This is a genomic window from Streptomyces sp. NPDC015346 (assembly GCF_043078785.1).
GTDB lineage: Bacteria > Actinomycetota > Actinomycetes > Streptomycetales > Streptomycetaceae > Streptomyces.
Map to the genome: position 1 here is coordinate 26,445 of NZ_JBIBTW010000014.1, position 25,224 is coordinate 51,668.

The following is a 25,224-nucleotide window of genomic DNA, read 5'->3' on the forward strand; positions in this document are numbered from 1 at the left end:
AGGGGCGCATCGCGCCCGGCCGGGCCCCCTTCCCCTGACGGAGGACCACCCTCATGCCCAAGACCACCACCCCCGCACCGCCGGCCGACGCCGTCGCAAAGGACGCCCACTGGGCCGCGAAGCTCGCACGGCTGCAGAACCGGCAGCGGCCGACCGCGACGCTGACGATCTGCGACAACGCCGCTGTCCGCCAGGCACTGGCCGAGGCGCGGCAGCGGCACCAGCGCGCCACCCAGAACCTGGAGCGCAGCCCCGACGAGCCCGTGCTGCAGGCGGCGCTCGCCGCCGCGCAGGCCAACCTGGCCGCCGCGCAGGAAGTGTTCGATGACGAGGCGATCGTCCTCACCTTCCGGGCCCTGCCGCGGCTGGAGTTCGAAGCCCTGAAGGCCGCGCATCCGCCGACCGAGGAAGGCGCCGAGGACGGTCAGATCGTCAACGTCGAGTCCCTCGGGCCGGAGCTGATCGCCGCCACCTCCGTGGACGGTCTCACCCCCGCTGACGCCCGCTCGTTCCTCGACACCTGGGCCGAGGCAGAGGCCGTCGCGCTGTTCAACACCGCCTGGGACCTGCACTCCGAGGTCCGCATGGACCTGGGAAAAGGCTGATCCACGATGAGCGACTGCGCACCGAGCTGGAGCTGTGCGAGACCTACCGGATCCCGCACTCCCAGTACCTCGGCCTGGGCGACGGCCGCTGGACCGCCCGCGACCGCGAGAAAGCCCTCGCGTACCGGGCCTACCAGCGGACCGTCTGCGCGCAGTGCGGCACCCGCTACGACGACTGGGACCACGGCCACGAAGACGAGGAAGACGCCTGGGCGGTCACCGTCCAGCGGTGCGTGGGCTGCCAGGTCCTCGCCGACAAGCAGACCGAGCTCCAGAACACCGACACCGACATGCACGGCCTGAAGCTCGCGCTGATTCCGACCGAGGTCCACGCGGCGCTGGAGATCGAGCGGGCACACAAGCGGGCCAACCGGCGCCGCCACGACGAAGACGACGACGAGTAGAGGAGGGGGGCGGGCAGTGTCCAACTGGAACCTGAGCGTTGACCTGCGCGGCCGGGGCACGAACCTCGCGCAGACTCTGCGCCGCAACGCCACCCACGCCCGCAACCTCGCCTCCGCCGTCCGTGACGCCCGCAGTGAGATCCGGCAGCTCGGCACCACCCCGACCGGACTGCGCAGCCTCGCCTCCCAAGCCTCGACCGCCGCTACCCGTCTCGGCAGGCTGGAGACCCGCGCCAACCGGGCCGCCCGCCAGATGCGGCAGCTCCGTGACCAGATCCGGCTGACCGAGGAACGCCTGCGGCAGCTGGATACGGACATCACCGTCCATGTCCGCCTCGACGACCAGACCGGCACCGGCGGCGCGCTCGCCCTACGGCAGGTCCAGGACGCCGCGCAGGACACCGCGGAGGCACTGCGTACGCTACGCCGCCGCGCCGAGGACACAGCCGCCGCCTTCGACGAACTGAGGTCCCGTGCACTCCTGGCCGCCAGGGGAATCCGGCGCCTGAGCACCGCCGCGTCGGCCGCCGACGGGCGTCTCGAGACCCTGGATGCCCGCACCCGCACGCTGACCACCACCATGGGTGGCCTGGACGAGACCCTGACGCGGGTCACCGGCCGGATGCGTGGCCTGCGCGGCAGCGTCAGCTCCACCGGCAACGCGATGGGCAACACCACGGCCCGGGGACGTCAGCTTCTGGTCCTGGCGGGGATGCTCGGCACCGCGCTCCTGCCGATCGCCGCCGCCACGGTCCCGATCGCCGCCGGCCTGGGGGCGGCCGGTGTCGCGGCCGGCGTGTTCGCGATCGCGATCGCCGGACAGATCAAAGCACTCACCGAAGCCGCCGAGGCGCAGACCACCTACGACGAGGCCGTCCGTGAACACGGCCGGACCTCCCCGGAGGCGGCCAAGGCCGAGCTCGAGCAGGTCCGCATCCTCAAGGAGATGCCTGCCGCCACCCGTCAGGCGGCGGCAGGGTGGGACGTCCTGACCGACCACTACGAGGACTGGTCCAACGCCCTGGCCGGCGACACGATGCCGGTCGCCAACAAGAGCATGGCGATCTTCTCCGGCCTCCTCGACAAGACGACGCCGCTCGCCAAGGGCGCTTCCCGCGAGGCCAGCCGGTTCATGACGATCATTGGCGGCGCGGTGAACACCGGCGCCTTCGACGAGTTCATGGACGACTTCACCACCTTCGCGGTGGAGACCCTCGCCCGCGCCAACGCAGGCGTCATCCGGCTCGCCCGGGGCCTCGACTCCGGCGAGATCGGCGGCAACCTGAGGGAGTTCCTCGCCTACGCCCGCGAGAACGGCCCGGCGGTCGCCGACACCCTGTCCGAGCTGTTCACCATGCTCCTCAAGCTCGTCGCCGCGGGCTCCGAGGCCGGCGTCACGATGCTGACCGTCGTCAACGCGTTCGCCCAGCTCGTCAACGCCATCCCCACCGACGTGCTCGCCACTCTCCTTCAGGTCGCGTTCGCGTTCAAGGCGATCCAGCTCGCCGGACTCGCGATGGGCGCCCTCGGCCCGGTCATGGGCGTCATGGCCACCAACACCAGCCGCTTCACACGCGCGGCCCGGTTCGGCGGCGTCGCCTCCGCGATGGCCGGCGTCACCCAGCAGCTCACCGCCATGCAGAAAGCGTCGGTCGTCCTCGCAGTCCTCACGGTCGCCGTGATGGCCATCGACCAGCTGGCCGAAGAGGCCAAGGGCGCGCCCCCGGACGTCGACAAGCTGACAACGTCGCTGAAGAACCTCGGGAAGGCCGGGAAGTTCACCGGCGAGCTGCAGAGAACGTTCGGCGACATGAAGGGCTTCGTCCGGTCCCTCCGCGAGCTGGAGGGCGCCACCAAGGGCATGGAGAAGGCCAAGGAGATCCTGTCCTTCACCGGCCTCGGCGGCATGGACAAGCTGACCCGGAAGGTCGACGAGCTCGTCAACGGCGACAAGTCCATCTCCGCGCTGGAGGAGGACTTCAAGGGCCTGGACGAGGCCATGGCCTCCCTCGCCACCTCGGGGCACGCCGACCTGGCCGCCGACCAGTACAAGCAGTTCGAGAGCGCGCTGAAGGCGGCCGGCTACTCCACCAAGGACATCGCCGCCATCTTCCCCGAGTACCAGGCGTCGGTCGCCGGGCTGAAGGCCGAGCAGGACCTGGCCGCCCAGTCCATGGGCGTCTTCGGCGCCCAGGCGCAGGCGACACAGGCCAAGCTGGACGGCCAGAAAGCCAGCGCGGACGGCCTGCGCGCCTCCATCCAGGCCCTCAACGACACCAACCGCGCAGCGCTCGGCGGACAGATCGCGTTCGAGCAGGCCATCGACGACACCGCCGAAGCAGCGACGAAGAACGCCGGCGCACTCACGATGACCGGCGGCCGCCTCGACCTGAACTCCCAGAAGGCCCGGGACGCCGCGTCCGCGCTGCAGGACCTCGGCACCAAGACCGACGAGGCCGCCTCTGCCGCCCGGGAATCCGGCGCGTCGTGGGAGTCCGTCAACGGCATCTACCAGCGCGGCCGCGAGCAGTTCATGGCCGCCGCCGCCGCGATGGGTCTCACCTCCGGGCAGGCGGAGATCCTGCGGCAGCAGATGCTGCAGATCCCGGACGCCAAAAAGCTCAAGGTCGAGATGGACCGCGAGGACGCGCTCGCCGGGCTCGACCAGGTCATCGCGAAGATCGAAGCCACCCCCGGGACGAAGTCCGTCACCGTCTCCGCGCTGACCGCCGACGCCATCACCCTGCTCAACCAGCTCGGCTACAAGACCGAGACCCTCCCCGACGGCCAGGTCCGGGTCACCGCCCAGACGGGCACGGCCCTGGCTGGGATCGGCGCGGTCCAGGCGGCCCGCGACCGCCTGCAGGACCGCAACATCGACATCACCGTCACGACCACCTACCTGAATCGCACCAAGTGGGACTCCGACGGCAACGGCATCCCGAACTCCGTGCAGGCCCCGCAGGCCCGCGGCTCCGTCCTGGACTTCTACGCCAACGGCGGCGTGCGGGAGAACCACGTCGCTCAGATCGCTCCGGCCGGCGCATGGCGGGTGTGGGCGGAGGACGAGACCGGGGGAGAGGCCTACGTACCCCTCCACCCGTCCAAGCGGCCCCGCTCCCGCTCCATCGTGGAAGAGACCGTCCGGCGCCTGGGCGGCAACCCGTCGGGAATCGAGTGGAACGCCAACGGTGGTGTCACCGACTGGCGCTACGACCCGCGCACCGGCTCCCTCTACAGCCCGAACGACGCCGGGCAGGCCGGCCACAAGACGAAGAAGGTCAAGGGCAAGGACGTCTCCTTCTTCGACCTCGGCCAGGTCGAGAAGTCCCTGAAGGCGAACTCGCGCGCGACGCAGGCGTGGAACCGGGACCTGGAAAAGGTCGCCGACCGGGTCGGCGGGGACGTCGCCGAGGCGCTCGCCGCGATGGGCAAGGACGGCGTCGCCCTGGCGAAGAAGATGGCGAACGGCTCCACGAAGTACATCAACGAGATGGCCGCCGCGCTGCGGGGTCTCGCCGCCACCGCGAAGGCCTCGCTGTCCGACTACACCCGGGCCCTGAACGGCGCCATCACCAGCGACTACCGGTTCCAGCAGAACCTCGTCACCCTCGCCGCCCGCGGCCACGGAGACCTCGCCCGGCAGCTCGCCGCGCAGGGCGACCAGGCCGCCGTCGACCTGGCCGCAGCCGCCGTGAAGGACAACAACAAGGCGGGCGCCGCGAACACCGCGGCGAAGAAGGCGAACAACCAGCTCAGCACCGAGCAGGTGCAGCAGCTAGTCGCGATCATCGCCGCGATCTCCAGCAGCAAGACCGGCATCCACGACGTGGCCGACAAGACCGGCCTCGGCGAGGACGTCATCATCGACACCGCCGCCAAGGCCTCCGCCCAGATCAAGAAGGCCCTCGGCTCCCGGGCCACGAAATTCCTCGCCGACCTCGCCCGAGCAGGCAAGGGCCTGTCCTACGCCGACGGCGGCATCCGCGAGGGCATCTACGCCACCCGCGCCGGCGCCGTCACCTTCGCCGAACCATCGACCGGCGGGGAGGCTTTCATCCCCCTCGGCGCACACAAGAGGCGTCAGGCCCTGCCCGTCCTGCGGGAAGCCGCAGCCCGGATGGGCGTCGGCCTCACCGACCTCTCCTCCCGGCAGGTCGTCGTCGTCAAGGAAGCAGGCGACACCTACAACCTGACCGTCCCCGCCGTCCGCACCGGGGCATCCGCCCACGAAATCCAGGCCGCGTTCGAATGGCAGGCGCGCCGCGCCCGCAGGGGAGGGGTGGCCGCCCGTGCCTGACCTGACGCTCACCACCGGACAGATCGACCTCGGCGGCGTCCTCATCGGCAAGGACACCAACGTGCCGATCCACGACATCACCGGCCTGGCCCGGCCCCCGGTCCGCGACAACGACTTCGACCAGCCATCCATGGACGGCGCCTGGCCCGGCCCCGACTACTACGCCGCCCGCCACGTCCAGATCGCCGCCGCCATCAAACTCCCCGGCCAGCGCGCCGCCGCACTCGACGTCCTCGCCGCGCTGCAGCAGCCGTCCGCCGACACGACCGTACGGCTCGCCGGCGGCGTCACCCAGGCCCTGCGGATCGCGTGGCCCGGCCGCCCGGTCAAACGCCTCGAAGGCCGCCTGCGTCGCCTCGATGCCGAGCTCCGGCAGGCCGTCCACGGCTACATCCCCCTCGACATCGAATGGGTGGCAACCGACCCCACCTGGTACGCCGACACCGAGACCACCACCGAGCTCCCCCTGGGCTGGCTCACCGGCGGCGGGTTCACCGCACCCGTCACCGCCCCGATCTACGTCCAGGACGGCACGGTGGCCGCCGACCGGCCCGGCTGGGTCACCAACTCCGGTGACGCCCCCGCCTGGCCGGTCATCCGCATCACCGGCCCCTGCGCGCAGGCCACCCTCCGCCACGTCGAATCCGGCCGCACCCTCCACCTGCCCACGCTCTCCCTGGCCGCCGGCCAGTGGGTGGAGATCGACACCCGGCCCGGGCACCGCACCGTCATCCGCGAGACCGGCGGCAACGCCTCCACCCTCCTCAGCCCCGCCTCTCGGATCGACCTGTTCTCCCTGCCCCCCGGCACCAGTGAGATGCGCTGGACCGCGTTCGACGCCACCAACACCGCCCGCCTGCGCCTGACCTGGCGCGACGCCTACACCGCCCTCTGAGGAGACGCGACCATGGCCCTGTTCCCCGCGCCGATCCTCACCAACGGCGCCACCCACTCCGCCCAGCAGTTCCGCATGCTGGTGCGGGACCTGTCCCTCGGCGCCGAGGGCATCACCCAGGGCAGCGACCTGAAAGTCACCCAGCTCGCTACCCCCGGCGGGGCCGTCCAGGTCGGGGACGGCTCCGGCGTCATCCGCGGCAAGGTGAACGCCTTCCAGGGCACCTACGCCGTCTGCAACGTCGGCTCCGCCACCGTCACCATCGCCCCGACCGCCGGCACACCCCGCTCCGACCTCGTCATCGTCCGCGTCGAAGACCCCGACTACGAAGGCACACGCGACCCCGCCGTCGACCCGGTCACCTACTTCGAGGTCATCCCCAACGTCTCCTCCACGGCGACGACGATCCCCGACGGCCGCACCGGCATCCCGCTGGCCCGAATCGACATCCCCGCCTCCACCGCCACCATCACCGACGCCTACATCAAGGACGTCCGGAAGATCGCCGTACCCCGCACCCAGCGCACCCTCCTTCCCGTCCAGTCCCCGACCGCCGCGAGCACCGAACTCGGCGCCTCCACCACCTACGCCTACTTCTCCACCCACCCCGGCTGGAACGTCGCCGTCCCCGACTGGGCCAGCCAGGCCATCATCAGCGTCCGCGCCTCCCAGGCACGCCTGTCCACCGCCAACTTCTACGGCGGCATCCGCGCCACCTTCGGCGCCTCCCTCACCCTGCAGTTCGTCACCATCGACGACAACGGCGGCACCGGCGTCCGCCGCGCCCCATTCGAGGTAGCCGACACCCTCACCATCCCCGCCTCCTACCGGGGCACCACCCAGCTCCTACGCGTCCAGGCCGCCGGCTACTCCGGCAACACCGGCCGCATCAACGTCGACGGCAGCTCGACGTTCATCGCGGACGTCCAGTTCACCGAGGCCCCGCGATGAGCCTGCGCGTGCTCACCCGGCACGCCCTCACCGGAGAGTGGCTCTCCCAAGCCCTTCCGCTGCAGGACCTCGAGTACGGGCCCGAACTCAACGGCCCCGGCAGCCTCACCGGCCGTCTCGCACCGCGGCTGCTCGCCCAGCAGCCGACCCTCGTCGACCCCGGCACGACCGAGATCTACGTCGAGGAAGACGGCGAGATCCGCTGGGGCGGTCTCGTCTGGGACGCCCGCACCCAGGGCAACCTGCTCTCCATCGAGGCCGCCTCGTGGTCGTCCTACCCCCAGCGCCGCCACGACCTCCACGGAAACCTTCAGGGCCGCGGCCCCTACACCTACGCCGACCGCTGCCAGGTCATCCGCGACATCTGGGCCTACGCCCAGTCCGTCGCCGACGGCAACCTCGGCGTCATCGTCGACTCCACCACGTCCACGTCCACCATCGGCACCCCGGCCGACCCGTACACCTTCAACGCCTGGGAGACACCCAAGCTCGGGGACCGGGTCGACGAGCTCGTCTCCGGCGACGCCACCCCCGACTACACCTGCGTCAGCGAATGGAACACGGCGAAGACCGCGATCGTGAAGCGGATCCGGCTCGGCTGGCCGCGCCTCGGTGCCCGCCGTACCGACCTGACCTTCGCCTCCGGCATCAACATCGTCGAAGACCCCGAGGTCCAGATATCGGGCGACGAGTACGCCCAGGTCGTCATCGCGTCCGGCGCTGGCGACGGTTCCGCCAAGCGCCGGCAGACCTCCGCCGTCCGCAACGGACGGCTCCGCCTGGAGCACGTCCTGGACCTGCCCGACGTCAAGGCCAACGACGTCCTCGCCGCCCGCGCGGCCGCCGAACGAGCCCGCCGTGAACGCCTCGGCGCCGTCCCCCAGATCACCATCCGGAACACCCGCTCTGCCCGGTTCGGGTCGTGGCAGGTCGGCGACGACATCTACGTCCGCGTGCACAACGCCTGGACCGACTACACCGGCTGGTGCCGCATCACCGGCTGGACATACCGCCCCCACGCCCCCGGCGGCCCCCAAGCCGTCCTCACCCTCAACCCCGCCGACAGCTACCAGTACGGAGCAGTGTCCTGATGGACCTCGGAACCAGAATTACCCAGCTCGAGGAGCGCCTCTCTAAGGTGGAGCGCTCCTCCCGCCTCTCCTCCGCGTCCCTGGACGACGGCGCGCTCGAGGTCCGCGACGCCGGCGGATCCCTGCGCGCCCTCGTCGGCCAGCAGGCCGACGGCACCACCGCCGCCAACTTCGTCAACGGCCCCGTCCCGTCCGCGCCCACAGCCCCGTACGTCGCCTCCGTCCTCGGCGGCGTCGCCGCCTCCTGGGACGGCGGCTTCGTGAACAGTGAGGTAGTGCCGCTCGACTTCGCCCGCGTAGAAGTGCACTCCTCGGAGACCGCCGGGTTCACCCCAACCTCGGCCACCCTCCAGAACACGATCGAGACCCCGCAGGGCGCCACCGTCACCATCCCCACCGAGACACCCCTGTACGTCCGCCTCGTCACCCGCACCAGCTCCGGCACCGCCTCGGCCCCCTCCGAACAGAACGGGCCGATAGCCCCGGCCCTGGTCGTCGCCGATGAAATCCCCGACGTCATCACCGGAAAGACGCTCCAGACCGGCACCAGCGGCCGGCGCGTCGTCATCGCCCCTGACGCTGGCGGAACAGACGTGCCCGGCATCGCTCTCTACTCCGGCCACCCCGACGAGCACCTGCCCGGCCTGGTCAGCTCCACCACCATCACCTCCGGCGGCGGCCCCCAGCCGACGATCCAAGTAGAAGCACCCATGGCCAACAGCGGCAGGGCGGAACTCACCATGACCTCGCCCGCCGACACCTTCGGCGGCGAATGGAAGATCAACACCAACAGCTCCCGCAACTACTGCTACCTCCGCGGTGACGGCGGCATCGACAGCGGCACCAGCGTCATCGAAGCGTTCGCCCAAGACGGCTCCGCCGGCCCGTTCTCCTTCATCAAGGTCGAAGGCGACGAGATCGCCCTCTACCGCGGCTCCAGCCGCCTCCTCATCACCGCCAACAAGCTTGACTGGCTGGACTCCACCGGCAAGGGCTTCACCCACGACGCCGCCGCCTCGGTGCCTGGCATGCACGTCACCCACGCACTCGTCGGCCCCCATGGCCAGTTCTCCGAAGAAGGCGACTGGACCACCCCCACCTTCTCCACCTACTGGAAGCAGTCCACCAACGGCACCTACCAGACGCTCCGGCTCTCCCGCGGCGCGAAGCGCGCCAGGCTCGACGGCTGCGCCATGGTCGCAACCGCGTACGGCCCCGGAAACCAGATCGGCTTCACAGTCCCCACCGAGTACAGGCCGCTGAAGGCGCACTATTTCGCCGTCCCGAACGTCGCCAGCGGCTCACCAGGCCTCCTCGGCGGGCGGATCGACGACACCGGGAACGTCACCCTCTACACGTCCGGCGCCCTCGCCGTGAACGCGCTCTACGACTTCACCAACATGTCCTGGCCCCTCGACTGACCCCGGAGCAGGGGGATGGATCCGCCCCCGTCGTTCTACGCTGATCACAAGGGTGACCCTCCGCCCACTGCTCCACCCCCGAGGGACCGCACCAGCAAGGTGCGCGAGAGTTCCATCAGCTCTGGGCGCGGGGAAGTGCAGGAGCAGCCGGGCCATGCCCGACACCACGGTCACCACGTACGAGGTCCAGCCCCACCTGGGACGCCACCAGGCCCTGGACCCGCGCAGCCTCGCCTACGTACCCCTGTACGACGGCCGCCCGCTGCGCCCCACCGCGTGGGAACCGCGCCTCCCCGCACTCGACCAGCGCAACCTGATCACCCAAGGCATCCGAACCTCGACCGACTATGGCCTCCCGACGGACCTGGACGCCCTCGGATCGTGCACGGGCAACGCCGCCACCACCCTGCTGTCCGTCCTCCTCACACCCGAACGCGCGACGGCCGCCGGCCTCAACCTCACCGACCCGGCCGCCGCCCAGCACTACGCGATCGGCCTGTACGCCGACGCCACCACCCGCGACCAGTGGCACACCTACACCTGGCCCACCCAGGACGTCGGCTCCTCCGGCCTCGGCGTCACCCAGGCCATGCACGACCGCGGCCTCATCACCCAGTACGTCCACGCCACCACCACCGAACAGCTCTGCGCCCTGCTCCAGACCGGCCCGGTCCTCATGGGCATGCCGTGGCACGCCGCCTTCAGCGACCCGGGCACGCGCGGCTTCATCGACTCCAACCCCGCCTGGGCCACGAGCCCGCTCGAAGGCGGCCACGAGGTGTGCATCACCGCCCTCGAAGACGTCGCCCACACCGCCACTGGCGCTCTGGACCCTGACCGCACCGTGCTCCGGTTCCGGAACTCCTGGAGCGCCGGCTGGGGCGACCACGGCGACGGCCTGATGCACCTGACCACCTACCTCGCGCTGCGCGACCAGATCGACCTCATCCAGCCCCGACTCGACGGAGACACCCCGTGAGCACCTTCCACGTCGCGGTCGACCACATCGACCCCACGACTCTCGAACGAACCACCACCTACCTGGGCACCGTCGACCAGGACCACATCGACAAGGTCCGCGCCATCGCCGCCCTGAAGACGACCGAACGGTGGGTGAAGGAGCACCCGCGGCAGGACGGCGCGTTCATGGTCCTGCGCGACGACGGCGACCTCGACGTGTACGTACCGACCGACGCCGCCGACTACCGCGTCTACCCGCCCGACCCGAACCCCAAGGGCCCGCCAGCCGCCGACCTGCCGCGCGGAGCCTCCGGACTCGCGTACATCGACGGCGTCGTACGGTTCGGAGACCAGTCCATCGGCGGCGCCATGGACACCCCCGGCAACCCGCCCCGCGTCACCTGGCACACCACCGAGTCCCCGGCCGGGAAGTCCTACTTCTACAGCGTCGCCGCCTACCTCATCAGGGTCGGCGCCGAACCGCAGGTCATCTACGACCCGGTCTCAGACCTCCTCGGCCAGTTCGGACCGCTCACCCAGTCCGGCCGCGCCCTGAAGAACGACGGCTCCCGCCGCACGAACCGCGAAGGCCGCGTGAACATCCAGGTCGAGGTCCTCGGCCGCGCCGCGTCACCGTGGACGAAGGGCTTCAACCCCGCGACGAAGCCGAACTTCCGCAAGCTCATCGCCGCCGGGCGCGCCCACGGCGTCCCCGACGTCTGGCCGGCAGGGAAGCCCCCGGCGACCGCGGCCGCCGCGACGAAGCGGGACCGCACCACCTGGCAGACCAAGGGCGGCCACTTCGCGCACGGCCAGGTCCCGGGCAACAACCACTGGGACCCCGGCGCCATCGACACCGCGATCGTCCCGGGCAAGCCCACCACCGGCGGCACGACCACCCCGAAGCCCCCGACACCCGGCGGCAGCACCACGCCGACCACCGGCACGACGTACACGGTCCGCGCCGGCGACACCCTCTCCGAGATCGCCGCACGCTACGGCACCACCGTGGCCAAGCTGACGACCCTCAACGTGCTGAAGGACCCCGACGAGCTCGCGATCGGACAGCGCCTGACCGTCCCCGGCAAGGCCCCAGCCCCGCAGTACGAGCCGTTCCCCGGCGCCGCGTTCTTCACCAACGGCCGCCGCAGCCCGATCATCACCGCGATGGGCCGCCGCCTGGTCGCCGAGGGCTGCTCCGCGTACGCCGACGGCCCCGGCCCCCACTTCACCAACGCCGACAAACGGTCCTACGCGAAGTGGCAAAAGAAGCTCGGCTACTCCGGCGCGGCCGCCGACGGCATCCCCGGCAAGACCTCCTGGGACCGCCTGCGTGTCCCCAAGCAGCTCTGACCCCACCCCCTTCAACTCATACCAGCCCCGAGAGGAACTCTCGTGAACGTCACCCTGGACACCGCGTACTGGATCGGCCTGCTCATCTCCGTCGTCCTGCCGGTCCTCGTCGGCCTTGTCACCACCCGCATCACCCACGCCGGCGCCAAGGCCGTCCTGCTCCTGGCGCTGTCCACACTCAACGGCCTGCTCGTCGAGTACGCCCACCCGGGGCCCGACTACGACCTCGGCACCGCCGTGGTCCTCGCCCTCGTCTCCTTCGCGACCGGCGTCCTCGCCCACTTCGGACTCTGGAAGCCCGCCGGAGTCTCCGGCAAGGCCCAGGACAGCCTCATTACCGGACCGAGCACGCGCCCGACGGCCTGACCCCTCACCCACATCTGCATGGACTGGACCCCGTGAATGGACCCGACCACCGTCACGTTGGTGGGGGCGCTCGTCGCCTTCGCTGGCGTGCTGGCGACCGCCGTGGTGGCGTTCGTGGGCAAGCGCGGGGAGCTGTCGCTGAGCAGCCTGAGCACGCTGACCGACGAGCTCCAGGAGGAGCGCTCCAACCTCAAGGAGGAGAGAGCGCTCCTCAAGGAGGAGATCGTCGAGAAGAACGCCGCGCTCGTCGCGAAGGACGCAGCACTGGCCGAAGCCTGCGCGCAACGGGCCGCCGCCGAAGCGGAGATCGCCCGCCTACGCCTGATCATCACCAACCTCGGAGGAGATCCCGGATGAGCCGCACCGAGCGGTTCCTGGCCGCCCGCTGGCGTGGCCTCGCCACCCTGTGCGCGCTCGTCGCCTTGTTCGGGATTGCATCCATTCTGTGGGCCCGCATGGATGTCCGCGATCGGGCCTACGACCAGCTCGCGACCGAGATGGATGCCCGGGATCGGGCCTACGACGAGCTCGCGACCGAGGCGGACCTGCGCGGCAACGCCGTCACCACCCTCGCCACCGACGTCCGAAAGCTCCGCTCTCAACTCGAGTCCGACGGCAAGACACCGGTCGCGCCTGATCCGACCGCCGCCGTCGACGACCTTCCTGACCGAGCGGCAGTGCCCGTCCCTATCCCCGGCGTGAAGGGGGAGAAGGGCGAGAAGGGAGACAAGGGCGATCCGGGAGAGCCCGCGCCGACACCGTCCCCGGGCGCAACCGGGCGGCCCGGTGCTGACGGCCTCCCCGGCCGTGATGGCGTCGACGGTAAGGACGGCACCCCGGGTCAGAACGGAAAGGACGGCCGTGATGGCGTCGACGGCACGAACGGCGTCGACGGCAAGGACGGCCAGCCCCCGGCCGGATGGACTTACACCGACCCCCAAGGCGTCACCTACACCTGCAGCCCGGTCGCCGACTTCGACCCGGCCGCGCCCCGCTACACCTGCAGCCCCACCAGCAGCCCCGCCCCCGATCAGCCCGGCCAGCAACACTCCTCCGTCACCGTCCTCGGCCTGGCCCCCGACCGCCGCCGCTACTGAGCCCTGGAGCCCCTGTGCCTTTCCCCGAGGGTCTGCCGACTGTCCTCGTTACGTATGAAGCCGCCAGCCCCGCAGGCGGCGGTCCCGCCGTCGGATCAGTCACGTTCGCGCCCGTCGCCCCCGTCATCAACCTCCCCTCCTATGGCGTCGCGTTCACCGGCAGCGGCACGTACCGCTTCAACGCTCAAGGCCGCCTCGTCGACGCGGACGGACAGCTGGGCGTACGCCTCCTGCCGTGCGACATCCCCGGCGCTAACCCGTCCGACTGGGTATGGCTCGTCACCGTGAACATCGTCGGCGCTGGCCCCCGCCGCTTCTACATGAAGCTCTCCGTCACGCAGACCGAGGTCGACATGGGCACCATCGACCAGGCGGACCCCACCCGCTCCCACTACGTCGTCGTCCCGGGCCCACAAGGCGAACAAGGACCCCAGGGCATTCAGGGGCTTCCCGGCGCAGTCGGGCCGAAGGGCGATACTGGCCCGGCCGGACCGCAACCGCCGCTCGGCGCCGCCGGCACCGGACCCGACACCGCGCTCGCCTCGGATGACCCCTCCACCACCGACGCCCGCCCTCCGCTCCCGCACGCCAGCACGCACGCCTCGGGCGGTTCCGACCCGATCACCCCGGCGGGGATCGGTGCCGAGACGCCGACAGGCGCCCAGGCGAAGGCCGATGCCGCCCAGGATGCTGCGGCGAGCGACGCCACGAGCAAGGTCACCGCCCACGCCAACGCCACCGACCCGCACGGTGACCGTGCCTACGCCACCGCCCGCTTCCTCCCGACCGCCACGTGGCGCCGCCGCGACCTGCCCGACCCGGTCACCGTCGACACCCTCTACGTGGGAACCGCCCCGGTCATCTCCACCGCTCAGACCACCACGCCGACCTCCGGATACGTGAAGTACGTCCCGGCCGGCGTCGCTCTCACGGGCACCGACACCACGGGCCCATTCCGGTACGCGGGCGCCGGCGGATTCCAGATCGGCGCCTCCGGTGCCAACCTCTCCTACGTCAAGGCCACCAGCCGCTACCCCAACACCTATGACTCCGGGCAGTCCATCTGGTCGGTGGAGTTCGGCACCGACGCCGCGATCTTTCAGCTCAGATTCCAGCACCAGACGGCCGCCATGTACCGCCTGACGATCGACGGCCGCCGCGTCACCGACCTCATGCAGCCCGTCGGCGGCACCACCGCCGGCAATGGCCACCTCATGACCGTCGACCTCGGCACTGCCGCCCCGCGCCGTATCCGGTTCGACTTCGCCAGCGTCCCCTTCGGCGGCGTCTACCTTCCACCCACCGCCACCATGTGGGGCGTCCCGCTCCAGGGCGGCCGGCTCATGGTCCTCGGCGACTCCATCAGCGACGGCTCCTCCCAGAACACCGGGGGCGGCGCCGGTACGTGGTTCTCCCGCGTCGCGCGGTACCTCGGTTCCACCGACGCGTGGGAACAAGGCCGCGGCGGGACTGGCTACATCAGCGCAGGCACCAGCCCGGTGTACGCGACCTTCGGGAACCGCGCCGCTGCCGATGTTGTCGCCTGGAACCCGGACCGCCTCGTCATCTTCGGCGGGTACAACGACGCCGCCGGTTCCCAGTCCGTCATCGGCTCGGCAGCCGACGCGCTGTACGCCCAGCTGAAGTCTGGCCTGCCGAACTGCCACATCACCGTCATCGGCTGCTGGTCCCCGACCGGCAGCCCGGGCGCGAGCATCGTCAACACCGACACCACCCTGCGTACCGCCTCTGCGGCCGCCGGCATTCCGTTCGTCTCCCCGGTTACCGGCTCCATCTACGACGCCACCGGCACTCTCATCAGCACGCACGGACCGTGGATCACCACCGGGAATGCCGCGGCCTACGTCGGCAGTGACTCAGTGCACCCGAACGACGCCGGGCACGCGTACCTCGCACGCCGCATCACGGCCGCCTACCGAGAGTTGATACCTGGTTAGACGCTGGGAGGACCACGCTCTCTGTCCTATAAAAGTTCGCGTTAAATAAGTCGATCAAGCACGCTCACCCGCCGTTGGCGACCGCACTGGCCACGACAACCACCGGGTAGGCTCGCTGAGTGTGGACCAGGAGACGCGGCAATACCTCAGCGAGTACGACTTGGCCGTCTTCCGAGCGGGCGAGACGTACAAGGGGCATGAACGAGTTCGAGTCGGCAGCCCGGCGCATGGCCGGGAAGGACTTGAGGGAACACGCTCCCAGCGACCGCGTGAACCCGACCTGTGCTGGATGCGACGATGCCCCTTGGCCGTGCGAAATCGTCAAGGGCGCCATCGTTATGTCAAACCCGCACTACAACTAGGTCACTCAGCTCAAGGCCCAATGCTTTCGTCTCTTCGAGTAACGACGAAGAGGACCCCCCTGGTACACGCCCGGGGGGGTCCTAAGTCCACGGGGAGCGTGTACTCGCCCGCTTCGGCTTGTTGCACCGCCGCCTAGGTCGGTCGGCCAACTCTGGGGTGGAGGTTACCAGTCGCGCGAGGGCTTGTTGGCGGCGTACTTGAAGGTCTCGACGAGATGGTCGGGGATCTGGTAGCCGAGAACCTTTCCGAAGCCGGGGCCCTGTGGAATAACGACCGCTTCAAGCCCGGCCGGCCACCACCCGCTGACGGCGCCGCGTTCGATGGCTCGCTTGATGGCGGCGCTGTGGCCACGGAGGCTGGTGTTCTCATCGTCGCGGAGGTCATCTGCGCTGACGTAGCCGCCGTTGTTTGCTGCCTGCTTGATGATCCTGCGGGCGCGGGTGGGCAGTGCGGTGTAGAGGCGCTCGGCGCGTTCCTTGGTCCAGGTGGTGTCGACCTGGACGTCGGCGGCGTGTTCCGCAAGGAGTGCGAGCAGGCGGTCCTGGAACTCGGGCGTGGCTTGCTCGATGGTTACGGTGATCTTCATTGCGTCTCCCCGTTACAACTGACGTGGATAGAAGTGTTTCTAACGAGTCGAAGGTAGCGCGACCGCGCTCGTCTGTCGAGCCTTTATCTACGTCTAAGTAAACGAGCCGCCCTTCTCGGCCCCTGCGCTGTCCGAGGCATCAAGTCTGCTGGCTCCGGATAATGTTCCTTCTATGGAGCCAAGATCCGAGCAGGGGAGCAGCCGATGACCGGAGCGCCAATTCGCCTTGATGAGGTGTGGGACTTCTGCTCTGCTCGCCTGGACGACGATGAACGCTGCGCGCGGGAAGTCGGGTTCGACCGCGTCGAGACTGTCGACTACCTCTGGGGCACACGGCATCTCCTCCTCCAGCGGGATGACGGCGGGGAATCGAAGGCGACCAGCGAGCTCGACGCCGGTCTGGCCGCCCATGTAGCGCGCCACGATCCACGGCGTGTACTGGCAGACATCGCGTTCAAGCGGGAGCTGCTGGCCGAGCACGAGCCCTCGCTCCAGGCCGCCGTGAAGGACGACGAGGTGACCCCCATGGTCGTGTGCAAGGTCGACGGCGAGGACTGCCCCTTCACCCAGGGCCTCGCCGCGCTGTACGCCGACCACCCGGACTATCAGGAGGCGTGGCGACCATGAGCCCGGAGGACGAGGCGACTGCGCACCTGCTTGTGGCCGCGGCCTTCCACGATGCCGCGGCCAGCGCTGATGAGCGGGGGGACTCCAGCGTCGGGGACTTCTCCCGGGCTGTCCTGCGGCAGTTCGAGGAGCACCAGCACCTGGAAGGCGCGCTGTACGCCGTCGTCATGAAGTACGCCCAGGAGCACGCGCAGCCCGAAGAGGTAGCCGCGCTACGCCGGTGGATGGCCGAGGTGACTGGCCGTGGATGACGAGCCGGAGGTGGTGGAGGCAGAGCTGGTCGAGGACGACCGGCTGCCCGCCATCGCCGAAGACCGCTCGCCGGCCGTGCTCCTCGCGGAGGAAGATCCCGACGCCTGGCTGCCCCCGGAGGCCGAGGAGGATGTTCAGGCTGGTATCCCGAAGGACACCAGCCGCGCGTACAAGGGAGACATGGACCGCTTCGCCGAGTGGTGTGAGACGGTCGGCCGCCGTGTCATGCCGGCCGCGCCGCAGACGGTGACCGCGTACATGTCGTATCTGAAGCGCACGCCACGGGAGAAGACGGGCCGGCCGTACGGGCCGAACTCCATGGATCGGATCATTGCCTCCATCCGTTCCTCCCACCGGGCGGCGGGTTTCGAGCCGCCGGACACCATGGGCGCGCGGAAGGTGGTGGCCGGGTATCGCGAGCAGCTCGCCCTGGCCAAGGATCCGGCCGCGCAGCCGAGGAAGGCGACGCCGGCCGACCGGCGGGTGCTGCACCAGGCCCTCGCGCGCCTGGACCGCACCACGCTGGTCGGCAAGCGGGACGCCGCGCTGATGTTGCTCGGTCACGCTCTCGCCTCCCGTGGCAGTGAACTGGCCCCGCTGGACTGGCCGGGCAGCTTCACGGAGCTTCCCGAGGGCGGGTTTCGAGTGCGGGTGTACCGCAAGAAGCGCAAGAAGTGGCAGAACGTCGAGGTGCTGCCCGACCCGGAGCTGGAGATGTGCACCGTGACCGCAGTCCGCGACCTGGTTGAGGCCCTGGCCCGGGAAGGGCACACGAGTGGGCCCCTGTTCATGCGGATCGACCAGTGGGGCTACATGGGCGTGGAGATGACGCGAAACGGTGAGCCGATCGGGGACCCGACCGGCCGGATTAGCGTGAACGGCGCCTCCGACGTAGTCAGCCGCTCCATCGCCCGCACCGGGCTGCCTGGTGACTGGCGTTCACACTCGCTGCGCCGGGGGTTTGTGAAGTCGGCCCGGGACGCGGGCGTGGACATTGTCGACATCGGTCGCCACGGTGGCTGGGACGACCAGTCGAAGGCTCTGATCGGGTACGTCGACGAGGAGGACAGCAGCGGCGAGCGCAACCCGCTCGCGCAGATCGGGAAGGCCGCCATGAAGAAGCGGGGCGACGGAGGTGAGTGAGATGCAGTACAGCGCGGTGTCGGTGCGGCAGCTCGCCGCGGTCGTGGAGCGGGTCGCGCCGCGGGATCCGGGGCTGTGGGAGCGGCGGGAGCCGGCCCCCTCGGCGGGCGGGCTGCTCCTGCAGGTGTCGAAGTCGCGGGCGGATCAGCTGTGGATGGTGGTCGGAATGTTCGACCGGGCGTTGCGGCAGGAAGGGATGCCGGAACGGGCCCGGCGATCGGCGGCGCAGTTGTTCACCCGGCCTGCCCTTCAGGCGTTCTGGGGTCTGGCCGAGGCGGGTGTGCTTCGGAACCCGCACCGGACGGCGGAGGTCGGGAGGCCGTTGCCGTTGGCTTCGCAGCGGATCGTGCGGGACTGTCTGGGGATCCTGGCCGGCCTGGTGGTGCCGGAGAAGCCGGTGGCGTTGCCGGTGGTGGACCAGCCGGAGCTGAAGTCGACGGTCGACGGGCGTTCGCGGGCGGCGCTGTACCGGGGGTTGGCGGATCTGGCGTCATCGGGGCCGCTGGAGCGCGGTGGGATCGGCCTGACGGGCGCGGAGCGGGCGCGGGTCCTCGCGATGGTGGGGCTGGTATTGGACGCGGGGACCCGGTCGGGGGAGTTGGCGGCGCTGCGGCTGGGGGATGTGGCGGCGGACGAGGCCGCGATCGGGGTGCGTCGTCGGCCGCAGAAGGCACCGCCCGGCCGGATCGAGGAGATCGCCGCGCTGGCCGAGGTACATCCAAAGACGGTGGAGGCGATCCGGTACGGGCAGGTGCATCAGCGGTCGGAGGCCGTACGGCAGCGGGTGCTGGCGGCGATCGCCGAGCTGGAGCCGTTGCCAGAGGTGGAGTGGTACCCGCTGAGGGACGGCACGCGGGTGGCGCTGCGGCGGTGGCTTGAGGTGCGGGAGCAGGTGGTGAACGCGCTGCCGCTGGAAGGCGGCCGGTCAGCGCTCTGGGTCACGCTGCGGGCGTCGAAGGCCGGCCCTCCCGGCATCACTCTGAGGCCGGAGAGCGTACAGAAGGCGTACGCGAAGGGCGTGAACGCTCTGAACTGGGTGATGGCCGGCCAGTATGGATGGTCACCGTTGCCCACGACGATGGAGCGGTTGCGGCGCGGAGTGGAGGCGGAGCCGCTTCCAGCCGAGTCGGTCGGGGACTTGGCCGGCGCCTGAACTCACCCGGGCGCGGGCACTCGGCGGGCGAACGGGGGCTGCGGGTCGTACGGTCGCGGTGACACCTCCCATCGGACGGTTGGTGTGGTTCCCGGGTGGCCTCCGCGTACTTCGCACGGCGCGGGGGCCACTGCCATGTGTGCCGTCAGGTCCCGGGAAGCGGCTCTTGTTCGACCTGGTGCTCCGGGGCGGCCTGGGGCCGCCGGTGGGGATCGCAGTTCGGCCCCCAGCCGCTCAGGCGGGACTCGGGGCTGGTGAGTTCGCGGCCGCAGCGCCGGCAGTACCGGTGCCGGTAGCCGGTTATGGGGTCGTCGACCAGGGTGGGCTGGTTCGGGGGGCGTCGGGCCATGGCCTCATTGTCGTCGGTGCGATGGGCTGGCGCGCTGGCGAGATGATCGGCTACGCTGCGCGTGCGCAACTCGTGTGACTTTGGAGGCCACCACCCCTAGCGGGGGCGGTGGCCTTCGTCGTTGGCAAGGTCAGTGCTCTCTACAGATCGGGTAGTTGTCCACCACGTCCAGTACGAGCGCGGTCAGACGGTCAGGGAAGTACTCGTACCCTCGAATGGGTTCTTCGCCCGCCAGGCGGAGAGTCGCAAGGACGTCCCTCTCCAGACTCGGCGCTGTATCACCCGGCAGCCCCGATAGAAACCGGTGGACAGTGTCGAATCCGTCGCGCCTGTGGTGGGCGAGGCGACGGCGGCCGCTGCCGGAAGTGATACCGAACTTCACCAGCTCCGCATCACTGTCGGCAACCACGTAGAAGGCGTCCCAAGTCTTGCCCGCGCATCGACGGCACAGGCCCTGCCCCTGCTGCACGCTTTCCGGGCGCGGCGTGCACTCGTGGCCGGCGGCGCACAGCACAAGATGCGGCTGACTGTTCCCGAGCCACGTGGGCTCCAAGAGAGTGGCTCCCAGTGCGGTCAACCGCTCTTGAAACTCTGCCGCAGCGGTGTCCGAGTCCCGTCGGGAACAAATTCGGCAGCAGCTGTTCCTGGTCCGAACCTGGTTTGGAGTGGTGGTCACCGCGTGCCCTTGGACGCAACGGATGCGATGAGGTGCTGCGCTTCCGAGCCACTGTTCCTCCAGCAGAGTCGCTCCCAGCTGCGCGAGACATGCCTTGAACTTGGCTTCTGCCCCCTCCACGCTGCGCCCCGCGCAGAACGAGCAGATACCGCCACCTTGCTGAACTCGATTGGGCTGCGCCTTGGTCGGGTGACCAGCCGGGCAGAGGATTCGGTGGTACCCGCGGTTACCCAGCCACGCCGGTTCCAGCACGGTGCCGCCGAGTTCGGCAACCCGCTGGCGGAAGGCGGCTTCGGCCGCCCCTGAGTCGCGGCCCGAACAGGTTCGGCATGGTCCGCGTCCTCGCCGGAGATTGTTTGGACGGGGCGTGCAATCGTGTCCCGCAGCACAGATAGCCGGGTGCGGTGCGTTGTAGCCGAGGTACTCGGGCGCGAGGAGCGTTATGCCAAGTTCGGTCAGGCGCGCCCGGAACTCCGCTTCAACAGTGGCCGACCGCACCTCCCAGATGCGCTGTCGAGGTTGAGTCACGAACTTCTCCGAGAGGTGAGTCAGGCGGCGAGTGCGAGGCGTGCAGCGGCGCGCTTGTAGTCGGGACGGCGCGGCCGGTAGACGACGGCAATCCGGGCGACCTGGGCGGGCGTGTAGCGGCTGCAGGTGCGGGCCCGGCCCTTGGTGTAGGCGATGCCCACCTGGCCAGTCACGCCGACCTTGGCCGCGTTGCGGCGGAGGCTGCTCGCGACACTGCGGGCTTCCTTAGGGGAGAGGCCAGCGGCGATGCAGTGGGTGGTGAGGGATCCGTTGCCGCGCCGGTTGATGCGGGAGGCGGCGCGCTGGGTGCGCATCCGAGCGCGGATGGTATGGCGGGCCTGGCGGCTGCGGGCGTTCATCGGTGTCCCCCGTCGTGGTGGTGTGGCTCCACCTTACCCATATTGCATTGCGCGCGCAATGCAATATGGGATACGGTTGCCCCACCGGGTCACACACCGCCCCGAACACCCCGACCCATGTTGTGTTGCGCCCGCAATGCAATAGAAGGGAGACTGGCATGGCCAACGCCCCCACACGCCCGCCGACCAGCAGCCGCCGGTCCGGCAGGCGCCCTCCGAGAGGACCCCGGACCGTGCCCCAGAAGGACACCGACCTGCGCACCCACCTCACCGCCGCCGCCGCCCGCCTCCGCGAAGTCGGCTCCAACGACCTCGCCCAGTACGTCGACACCGTCCTCGCCCCCGGCGGATGGCGCCAGCTCAGCGAAACCGGCGGCGCCACCTGGCCCATCCGCATGCCACTCGCACTGCGCACGGCCATCCAGACACAGGCGGAAGCCGCGGGCAACGTCCTGTCCGACGACGTCAGGGAAGGTCTGGCCGAGTTCATCGCCGGCCGCTTCACGCCAGAGCGGCTCCCACGTGCTCGCCGCGGCACCGCTGCCGAGTCCGTGAACCTCACCGTCCGCGTCAGCTCGGAACTCCGCGCCTCAGCCGACAAGGCCGGCGCGGAACGCGCCGACGAACTCGGCTACACCGCCAAGGCCTCCCAGGTGGCTACGGCATGGCTGATGCAGAAGTACGGCATCTCCGTCCCCACCGCATAGGCACAGCCGCGGCAGCGGGTCTGGACGCCGACAACCGGACCCCTTCCGCTCCCACAGCAACAACCGCATAGGAGACCTCATGGCCCCGGCCACCGAGGCCCCCGCCACCACCACGGCGGAGGGTCCGACCCAGCACACCCTGAACCAGGACGCCCTCACCGCGCTCGCCACCTTGCGTGAGCCTTTCGGTCCCCACCAGATCTCCAAGCTCCCGAAGATCTCCTGCTCTAAGTGCAGCGACGCTCAGTACAAGGTGTGCGAAACCAATGGGCACCGGCGCGAGCGGTGCGACGTATGCCAGAGCACCCTGACCACCGCCCACATCCACCTTGACTACGTCGGACACGCCGAGCTCACCGGCCGGCTCTTGGACGCTGATCCGCTGTGGACGTGGGAGCCCATGGCGTTCGACGACAACGGCCTGCCGAAGTTCGACGAGAACGGCGGCCTGTGGATCCGCCTGACCGTCTGCGGGCACACCCGCATCGGCTATGGCGACGCCCAGAAGAAGAGGGGGCCGAACGCGGTCAAGGAAGCCATCGGTGACGCCTTGCGTAACGCGGGCATGCGGTTCGGTGCTGCGCTCGCCTTGTGGTCCAAGACCGACATGGACGAGGCCCACGCCGAGAAGGAAGCACTCAGCATCGAGCCTTCTCCCGAGGAACGCCTCGACGAGTTGGTCGTGCTGATGCAGAAGCGGTGGGGCCACGCAGGCGGGCTGAAGGCGCTTCTGCAGCAGCTCGAGCAGGAGGAGCTCACCGAAGCCCAGGTCCCGGACGGCCTGACCGGGGGAATGCGCCTCTTCGGCGAGCTGGTGAGCGAGCGTCTGACGCACCTGGAGCGGGAGGCCGAGCAGAAGGCCGCCGTTAAGCGGTTCGTGGCGGACATCCGCAAGGAATGGGACAGCCACCAGGCCCTCGTCAAGCGGCAGGCCGAGGCCAGCGAGCTGGGCATCCTCGACCGGCAGGTACCGGGCCCGGACGGAGTGATCGTCTCCATCGAGCACCTTCTTACCGAGCGTCTCAGCAGCCTCCGGGGCGGGGCATCGAGTGCACCCGAGAGCACAACCGGTGGGGCCGCCGCACCGTCCACCGCCCCCACCCAGGACCGCGCTGGCCACGTGAGGCGCCTCATGGCTCAGGTGGCTGACGGGAACTGCTGGAACAGCATCACCGCCTTGCAGCAGATCAAGGGCGACGCCGAACACCACAACGTCTTCGACGAACAGGTACAGGGCCCGCATGGCACGTGGATGCCCATGCGAACGCTGGTCACCGTCCGGATCGCCGAGCTGGAGCAGGCCGCCGAGGACCGCAACAACGAAAGGAGCGCCGCCTGATGGCTCGTCCGTCGAAGAAGTTGCCCCGCACCGCCACGCACCGGCCGGCTGTCCGGCGGCGCCGGTTCCGGCACGACGAGGTGAGGGCCGTCGACATGTTCTCCGGTTTCGGGGGGCTGACGAAGGGCCTGGCCATGGCCGGGGTCACCACGATCATGGCTGCGAACCACAGCCCCTACAAGGTCGAGATCCACGAGGCGAACCACCCCGATGCCGAGCACTGGATCGCCGACCTGGTCGACCCCGAGGCGGCTGACTACCACTCCGCCCGCGACCTTCCTCCGGCCGATTTCCTGGCAGCCGGCGTCAGCTGCGTGAACCACTCCCAGGCCAACACAGTCAAGGCGTACGAGCAGGGCATGGCCCTTTTCGAGCTCGACGACCCCGACTACGAAGAACGGGTGACACGGTCGGAGCGGGACCGCGCGACCGCGAACTGCGTCCTGCACTACGCGGCCCAGCACCACCCGCGGATCGTCCTCGTCGAGTGCACCACCGAGCTGACCTCGTGGGGACCCGCGGTGCAGGGCCGGGCGAAAGTCGGCGACGGCTCCACCTACAGGTGGTGGCTCAAGCAGTTCGACCTGCTCAACTACGACCACAAGGTCCTGTACCTGAACTCGCAGTTCTTCGGCGTGCCTCAATCCCGTGACCGCCTGTACATCGCGTTCTGGGACCGGTCGCTGCCCGCCCCCGACCTTGAGCATCGCCCGGTGTCGCGCTGCCACCACTGCGACAAGGACGTCGAAGCGGTGTGGACCTGGCGCACGGGCATCCCGCCCACGGGGTCGGTCCGCTACGGCAAGCAGTACGAGTACCGCTGCCCGAGCTGCCGCCGGCCCGTCGTACCGCCGATGACGCCGTCGGTGGCGGCGCTCGACCTGACCGACCTCGGCACCCGCATCGGTGACAAGCCGGTCCGCACGTTCAAGGACGGCACGACCGGGCCGCTCGCCGCTGCGACGATGGCCCGCGCGGAACGGTGCCGTCAGCGGTTCGCCGACTTCCCGGCGGTCCTCATGCCCGCAAAGGCGGTACACGGCTCGGAGAGGCACCCGTGGCAGCCGATGTCGACGCAGACCAGCCAGCAGGAGACGTCGATCCTGTCGACGGGGCCGGTTGTCCAGCAGCTGTGGACTCCGGCCCTGGCCCTGGCCGTCGACAACTACCAGGGCGGCCCGCGCGGTGCCACCACCCCGCTGCCGACCCAGGTCGGCTCCGAGACACTCGCCGTGGTCTCGTCCGGCATCATCCCCTTCCGGAAGAACACGGTGCCGACCGTGCACACCGAGCCGATGCCGACGTTCACCTCCGACCAGATCCCCGGGATGCTCACCGCTGCCGGGTGGTTCAAGCAGAACGGTTCCACGGGAACCGAGACTGCCCCGCACCCGGTGACCGACCCGCTCGGCACCCTCACCGCCAACGACACCGCCGGGCTGCTTGCGACTCACTGGCGGGCCGCCCTCGCAGAGTTGCCGCTCGAGGAGTGCTACTTCCGGATGATGCGCGCCTACGAGGTCGGCAGGGGCTGCGGCTTCGACGTCGACTTCGCCGACTACCAGGGGTCCTTCAAGGTCTGGGGCTCTGCCCGCAACCAGGTCGACGGCTTCGGCAACGCCGTATCCCCGCAGGTCGGCGCATGGATCGGAAGCCGACTCCGCGCTGTCCTCCACCGCTCCGAGTTCGCCGCAGCCGCCTGACACCCGCACACCACGGCGGGGCCCACCCTCACACCCAC

Annotated in this window: 24 protein-coding genes; 20 read left to right on the forward strand and 4 right to left on the reverse strand. The window is 69.9% G+C overall.

From position 1 onward, the window contains the following. The first annotated feature begins 53 nt into the window (after window positions 1-53). From ACF06X_RS33350 to ACF06X_RS33410, 13 genes are all read left to right on the forward strand, one after another. The gene (locus ACF06X_RS33350; protein ID WP_392291067.1) at window positions 54-605 is read left to right on the forward strand and encodes a hypothetical protein; all 552 of its coding nucleotides are present in this window, start codon (window positions 54-56) and stop codon (window positions 603-605) included. A gap of 233 nt (window positions 606-838) precedes the next feature. Further along, window positions 839-1,009, forward strand: coding sequence for a hypothetical protein (locus tag ACF06X_RS33355; protein ID WP_392291068.1), 171 nt, complete (start codon window positions 839-841; stop codon window positions 1,007-1,009). 16 nt (window positions 1,010-1,025) lie between these two features. Further along, window positions 1,026-5,309, forward strand: coding sequence for a hypothetical protein (locus tag ACF06X_RS33360; protein WP_392291069.1), 4,284 nt, complete (start codon window positions 1,026-1,028; stop codon window positions 5,307-5,309). Then, window positions 5,302-6,204 carry a phage distal tail protein gene (locus ACF06X_RS33365; RefSeq protein ID WP_392291070.1) on the forward strand — a complete coding sequence of 301 codons (903 nt, stop codon included), beginning with the start codon at window positions 5,302-5,304 and terminating at the stop codon, window positions 6,202-6,204. The genes ACF06X_RS33360 and ACF06X_RS33365 overlap by 8 nt, the downstream gene beginning before the upstream one ends. 12 nt (window positions 6,205-6,216) lie before the next feature. Next, a complete protein-coding gene (locus tag ACF06X_RS33370) occupies window positions 6,217-7,155 on the forward strand; it encodes a hypothetical protein (protein ID WP_392291071.1) in 939 nt (312 codons plus the stop codon). Next, window positions 7,152-8,246: a hypothetical protein gene (locus ACF06X_RS33375; protein ID WP_392291072.1), complete on the forward strand. Its 1,095-nt coding sequence runs from the start codon at window positions 7,152-7,154 to the stop codon at window positions 8,244-8,246. Before ACF06X_RS33370 ends, ACF06X_RS33375 begins: the two co-directional genes overlap by 4 nt. Continuing rightward, window positions 8,246-9,667 (forward strand): hypothetical protein, encoded by a 1,422-nt coding sequence (locus ACF06X_RS33380; protein ID WP_392291073.1) that lies wholly within the window; start codon window positions 8,246-8,248, stop codon window positions 9,665-9,667. The genes ACF06X_RS33375 and ACF06X_RS33380 overlap by 1 nt, the downstream gene beginning before the upstream one ends. A 154-nt stretch (window positions 9,668-9,821) precedes the next feature. Further along, entirely contained in the window at window positions 9,822-10,646 is an 825-nt protein-coding gene (locus tag ACF06X_RS33385; protein WP_392291074.1) for a hypothetical protein, read from the forward strand. A gap of 350 nt (window positions 10,647-10,996) precedes the next feature. Continuing rightward, complete coding sequence (locus tag ACF06X_RS33390) at window positions 10,997-11,980, forward strand: peptidoglycan-binding protein (RefSeq protein WP_392291164.1); 984 nt, start codon at window positions 10,997-10,999, stop codon at window positions 11,978-11,980. A 42-nt stretch (window positions 11,981-12,022) separates the two neighbouring features. Beyond that, window positions 12,023-12,346, forward strand: a complete 324-nt coding sequence (locus tag ACF06X_RS33395; RefSeq protein WP_392291075.1) for a hypothetical protein — start codon at window positions 12,023-12,025, stop codon at window positions 12,344-12,346. 36 nt (window positions 12,347-12,382) lie between these two features. After that, complete coding sequence (locus ACF06X_RS33400) at window positions 12,383-12,703, forward strand: hypothetical protein (RefSeq protein WP_392291076.1); 321 nt, start codon at window positions 12,383-12,385, stop codon at window positions 12,701-12,703. Next, complete coding sequence (locus tag ACF06X_RS33405; RefSeq protein WP_392291077.1) at window positions 12,700-13,443, forward strand: collagen-like protein; 744 nt, start codon at window positions 12,700-12,702, stop codon at window positions 13,441-13,443. The genes ACF06X_RS33400 and ACF06X_RS33405 overlap by 4 nt, the downstream gene beginning before the upstream one ends. Before the next feature lie 14 nt (window positions 13,444-13,457). Next, window positions 13,458-15,401 carry a GDSL-type esterase/lipase family protein gene (locus tag ACF06X_RS33410; protein ID WP_392291078.1) on the forward strand — a complete coding sequence of 648 codons (1,944 nt, stop codon included), beginning with the start codon at window positions 13,458-13,460 and terminating at the stop codon, window positions 15,399-15,401. Between the two features lie 526 nt (window positions 15,402-15,927). Here ACF06X_RS33410 and ACF06X_RS33415 read toward each other — a convergent pair. Continuing rightward, complete coding sequence (locus tag ACF06X_RS33415; RefSeq protein WP_392291079.1) at window positions 15,928-16,350, reverse strand: hypothetical protein; 423 nt, start codon at window positions 16,348-16,350, stop codon at window positions 15,928-15,930. A gap of 204 nt (window positions 16,351-16,554) precedes the next feature. Here ACF06X_RS33415 and ACF06X_RS33420 point away from each other — a divergent pair, with 204 nt between their 5' ends. The 4 genes from ACF06X_RS33420 to ACF06X_RS33435 are packed head-to-tail and all read left to right on the forward strand — an operon-like array spanning window position 16,555 to window position 19,525. Beyond that, window positions 16,555-16,977 (forward strand): DUF6221 family protein, encoded by a 423-nt coding sequence (locus tag ACF06X_RS33420; protein WP_392291080.1) that lies wholly within the window; start codon window positions 16,555-16,557, stop codon window positions 16,975-16,977. Continuing rightward, window positions 16,965-17,228 carry a hypothetical protein gene (locus ACF06X_RS33425; protein ID WP_392291081.1) on the forward strand — a complete coding sequence of 88 codons (264 nt, stop codon included), beginning with the start codon at window positions 16,965-16,967 and terminating at the stop codon, window positions 17,226-17,228. Before ACF06X_RS33420 ends, ACF06X_RS33425 begins: the two co-directional genes overlap by 13 nt. Continuing rightward, on the forward strand, window positions 17,221-18,372 hold the full coding sequence (locus ACF06X_RS33430) for an integrase (protein ID WP_392291082.1): 1,152 nt from the start codon (window positions 17,221-17,223) through the stop codon (window positions 18,370-18,372). The genes ACF06X_RS33425 and ACF06X_RS33430 overlap by 8 nt, the downstream gene beginning before the upstream one ends. Further along, on the forward strand, window positions 18,365-19,525 hold the full coding sequence (locus ACF06X_RS33435; RefSeq protein WP_392291083.1) for a hypothetical protein: 1,161 nt from the start codon (window positions 18,365-18,367) through the stop codon (window positions 19,523-19,525). Before ACF06X_RS33430 ends, ACF06X_RS33435 begins: the two co-directional genes overlap by 8 nt. Before the next feature lie 145 nt (window positions 19,526-19,670). Here ACF06X_RS33435 and ACF06X_RS33440 read toward each other — a convergent pair whose 3' ends face one another. From ACF06X_RS33440 to ACF06X_RS33450, 3 genes are all read right to left on the reverse strand, one after another. Beyond that, a complete protein-coding gene (locus ACF06X_RS33440) occupies window positions 19,671-19,874 on the reverse strand; it encodes a DUF6011 domain-containing protein (protein WP_392291084.1) in 204 nt (67 codons plus the stop codon). 130 nt (window positions 19,875-20,004) lie between these two features. Beyond that, window positions 20,005-20,427: a hypothetical protein gene (locus ACF06X_RS33445; protein WP_392291085.1), complete on the reverse strand. Its 423-nt coding sequence runs from the start codon at window positions 20,425-20,427 to the stop codon at window positions 20,005-20,007. 671 nt (window positions 20,428-21,098) lie between these two features. Further along, entirely contained in the window at window positions 21,099-21,437 is a 339-nt protein-coding gene (locus tag ACF06X_RS33450; protein WP_392291086.1) for a hypothetical protein, read from the reverse strand. Window positions 21,438-21,670: 233 nt separating this feature from the next. On the opposite strand from ACF06X_RS33450, the gene ACF06X_RS33455 reads away from it, so the two are divergent. The 3 genes from ACF06X_RS33455 (at window position 21,671) to ACF06X_RS33465 (ending at window position 25,186) form a co-directional block, all read left to right on the forward strand. Then, the gene (locus ACF06X_RS33455; RefSeq protein WP_392291087.1) at window positions 21,671-22,144 is read left to right on the forward strand and encodes a hypothetical protein; all 474 of its coding nucleotides are present in this window, start codon (window positions 21,671-21,673) and stop codon (window positions 22,142-22,144) included. Window positions 22,145-22,223: 79 nt separating this feature from the next. Next, a complete protein-coding gene (locus ACF06X_RS33460; protein WP_392291088.1) occupies window positions 22,224-23,483 on the forward strand; it encodes a hypothetical protein in 1,260 nt (419 codons plus the stop codon). Then, complete coding sequence (locus ACF06X_RS33465) at window positions 23,483-25,186, forward strand: DNA cytosine methyltransferase (RefSeq protein WP_392291089.1); 1,704 nt, start codon at window positions 23,483-23,485, stop codon at window positions 25,184-25,186. Before ACF06X_RS33460 ends, ACF06X_RS33465 begins: the two co-directional genes overlap by 1 nt. Window positions 25,187-25,224: the final 38 nt, after the last annotated feature.

Bases quoted from the DNA above. Each gene is read 5' to 3' on its own strand.
- ACF06X_RS33465 (WP_392291089.1), top strand. From the start codon at position 23,483: ATGGCTCGTCCGTCGAAGAAGTTGCCCCGCACCGCCACGCACCGGCCG.
- ACF06X_RS33350 (WP_392291067.1), top strand. From the start codon at position 54: ATGCCCAAGACCACCACCCCCGCACCGCCGGCCGACGCCGTCGCAAAG.
- ACF06X_RS33385 (WP_392291074.1), top strand. From the start codon at position 9,822: ATGCCCGACACCACGGTCACCACGTACGAGGTCCAGCCCCACCTGGGA.
- ACF06X_RS33400 (WP_392291076.1), top strand. From the start codon at position 12,383: ATGGACCCGACCACCGTCACGTTGGTGGGGGCGCTCGTCGCCTTCGCT.
- ACF06X_RS33405 (WP_392291077.1), top strand. From the start codon at position 12,700: ATGAGCCGCACCGAGCGGTTCCTGGCCGCCCGCTGGCGTGGCCTCGCC.
- ACF06X_RS33460 (WP_392291088.1), top strand. From the start codon at position 22,224: ATGGCCCCGGCCACCGAGGCCCCCGCCACCACCACGGCGGAGGGTCCG.
- ACF06X_RS33370 (WP_392291071.1), top strand. From the start codon at position 6,217: ATGGCCCTGTTCCCCGCGCCGATCCTCACCAACGGCGCCACCCACTCC.
- ACF06X_RS33450 (WP_392291086.1), bottom strand. From the start codon at position 21,437: ATGAACGCCCGCAGCCGCCAGGCCCGCCATACCATCCGCGCTCGGATG.
- ACF06X_RS33390 (WP_392291164.1), top strand. From the start codon at position 10,997: ATGGACACCCCCGGCAACCCGCCCCGCGTCACCTGGCACACCACCGAG.
- ACF06X_RS33415 (WP_392291079.1), bottom strand. From the start codon at position 16,350: ATGAAGATCACCGTAACCATCGAGCAAGCCACGCCCGAGTTCCAGGAC.
- ACF06X_RS33420 (WP_392291080.1), top strand. From the start codon at position 16,555: ATGACCGGAGCGCCAATTCGCCTTGATGAGGTGTGGGACTTCTGCTCT.
- ACF06X_RS33375 (WP_392291072.1), top strand. From the start codon at position 7,152: ATGAGCCTGCGCGTGCTCACCCGGCACGCCCTCACCGGAGAGTGGCTC.
- ACF06X_RS33440 (WP_392291084.1), bottom strand. From the start codon at position 19,874: ATGGCCCGACGCCCCCCGAACCAGCCCACCCTGGTCGACGACCCCATA.
- ACF06X_RS33380 (WP_392291073.1), top strand. From the start codon at position 8,246: ATGGACCTCGGAACCAGAATTACCCAGCTCGAGGAGCGCCTCTCTAAG.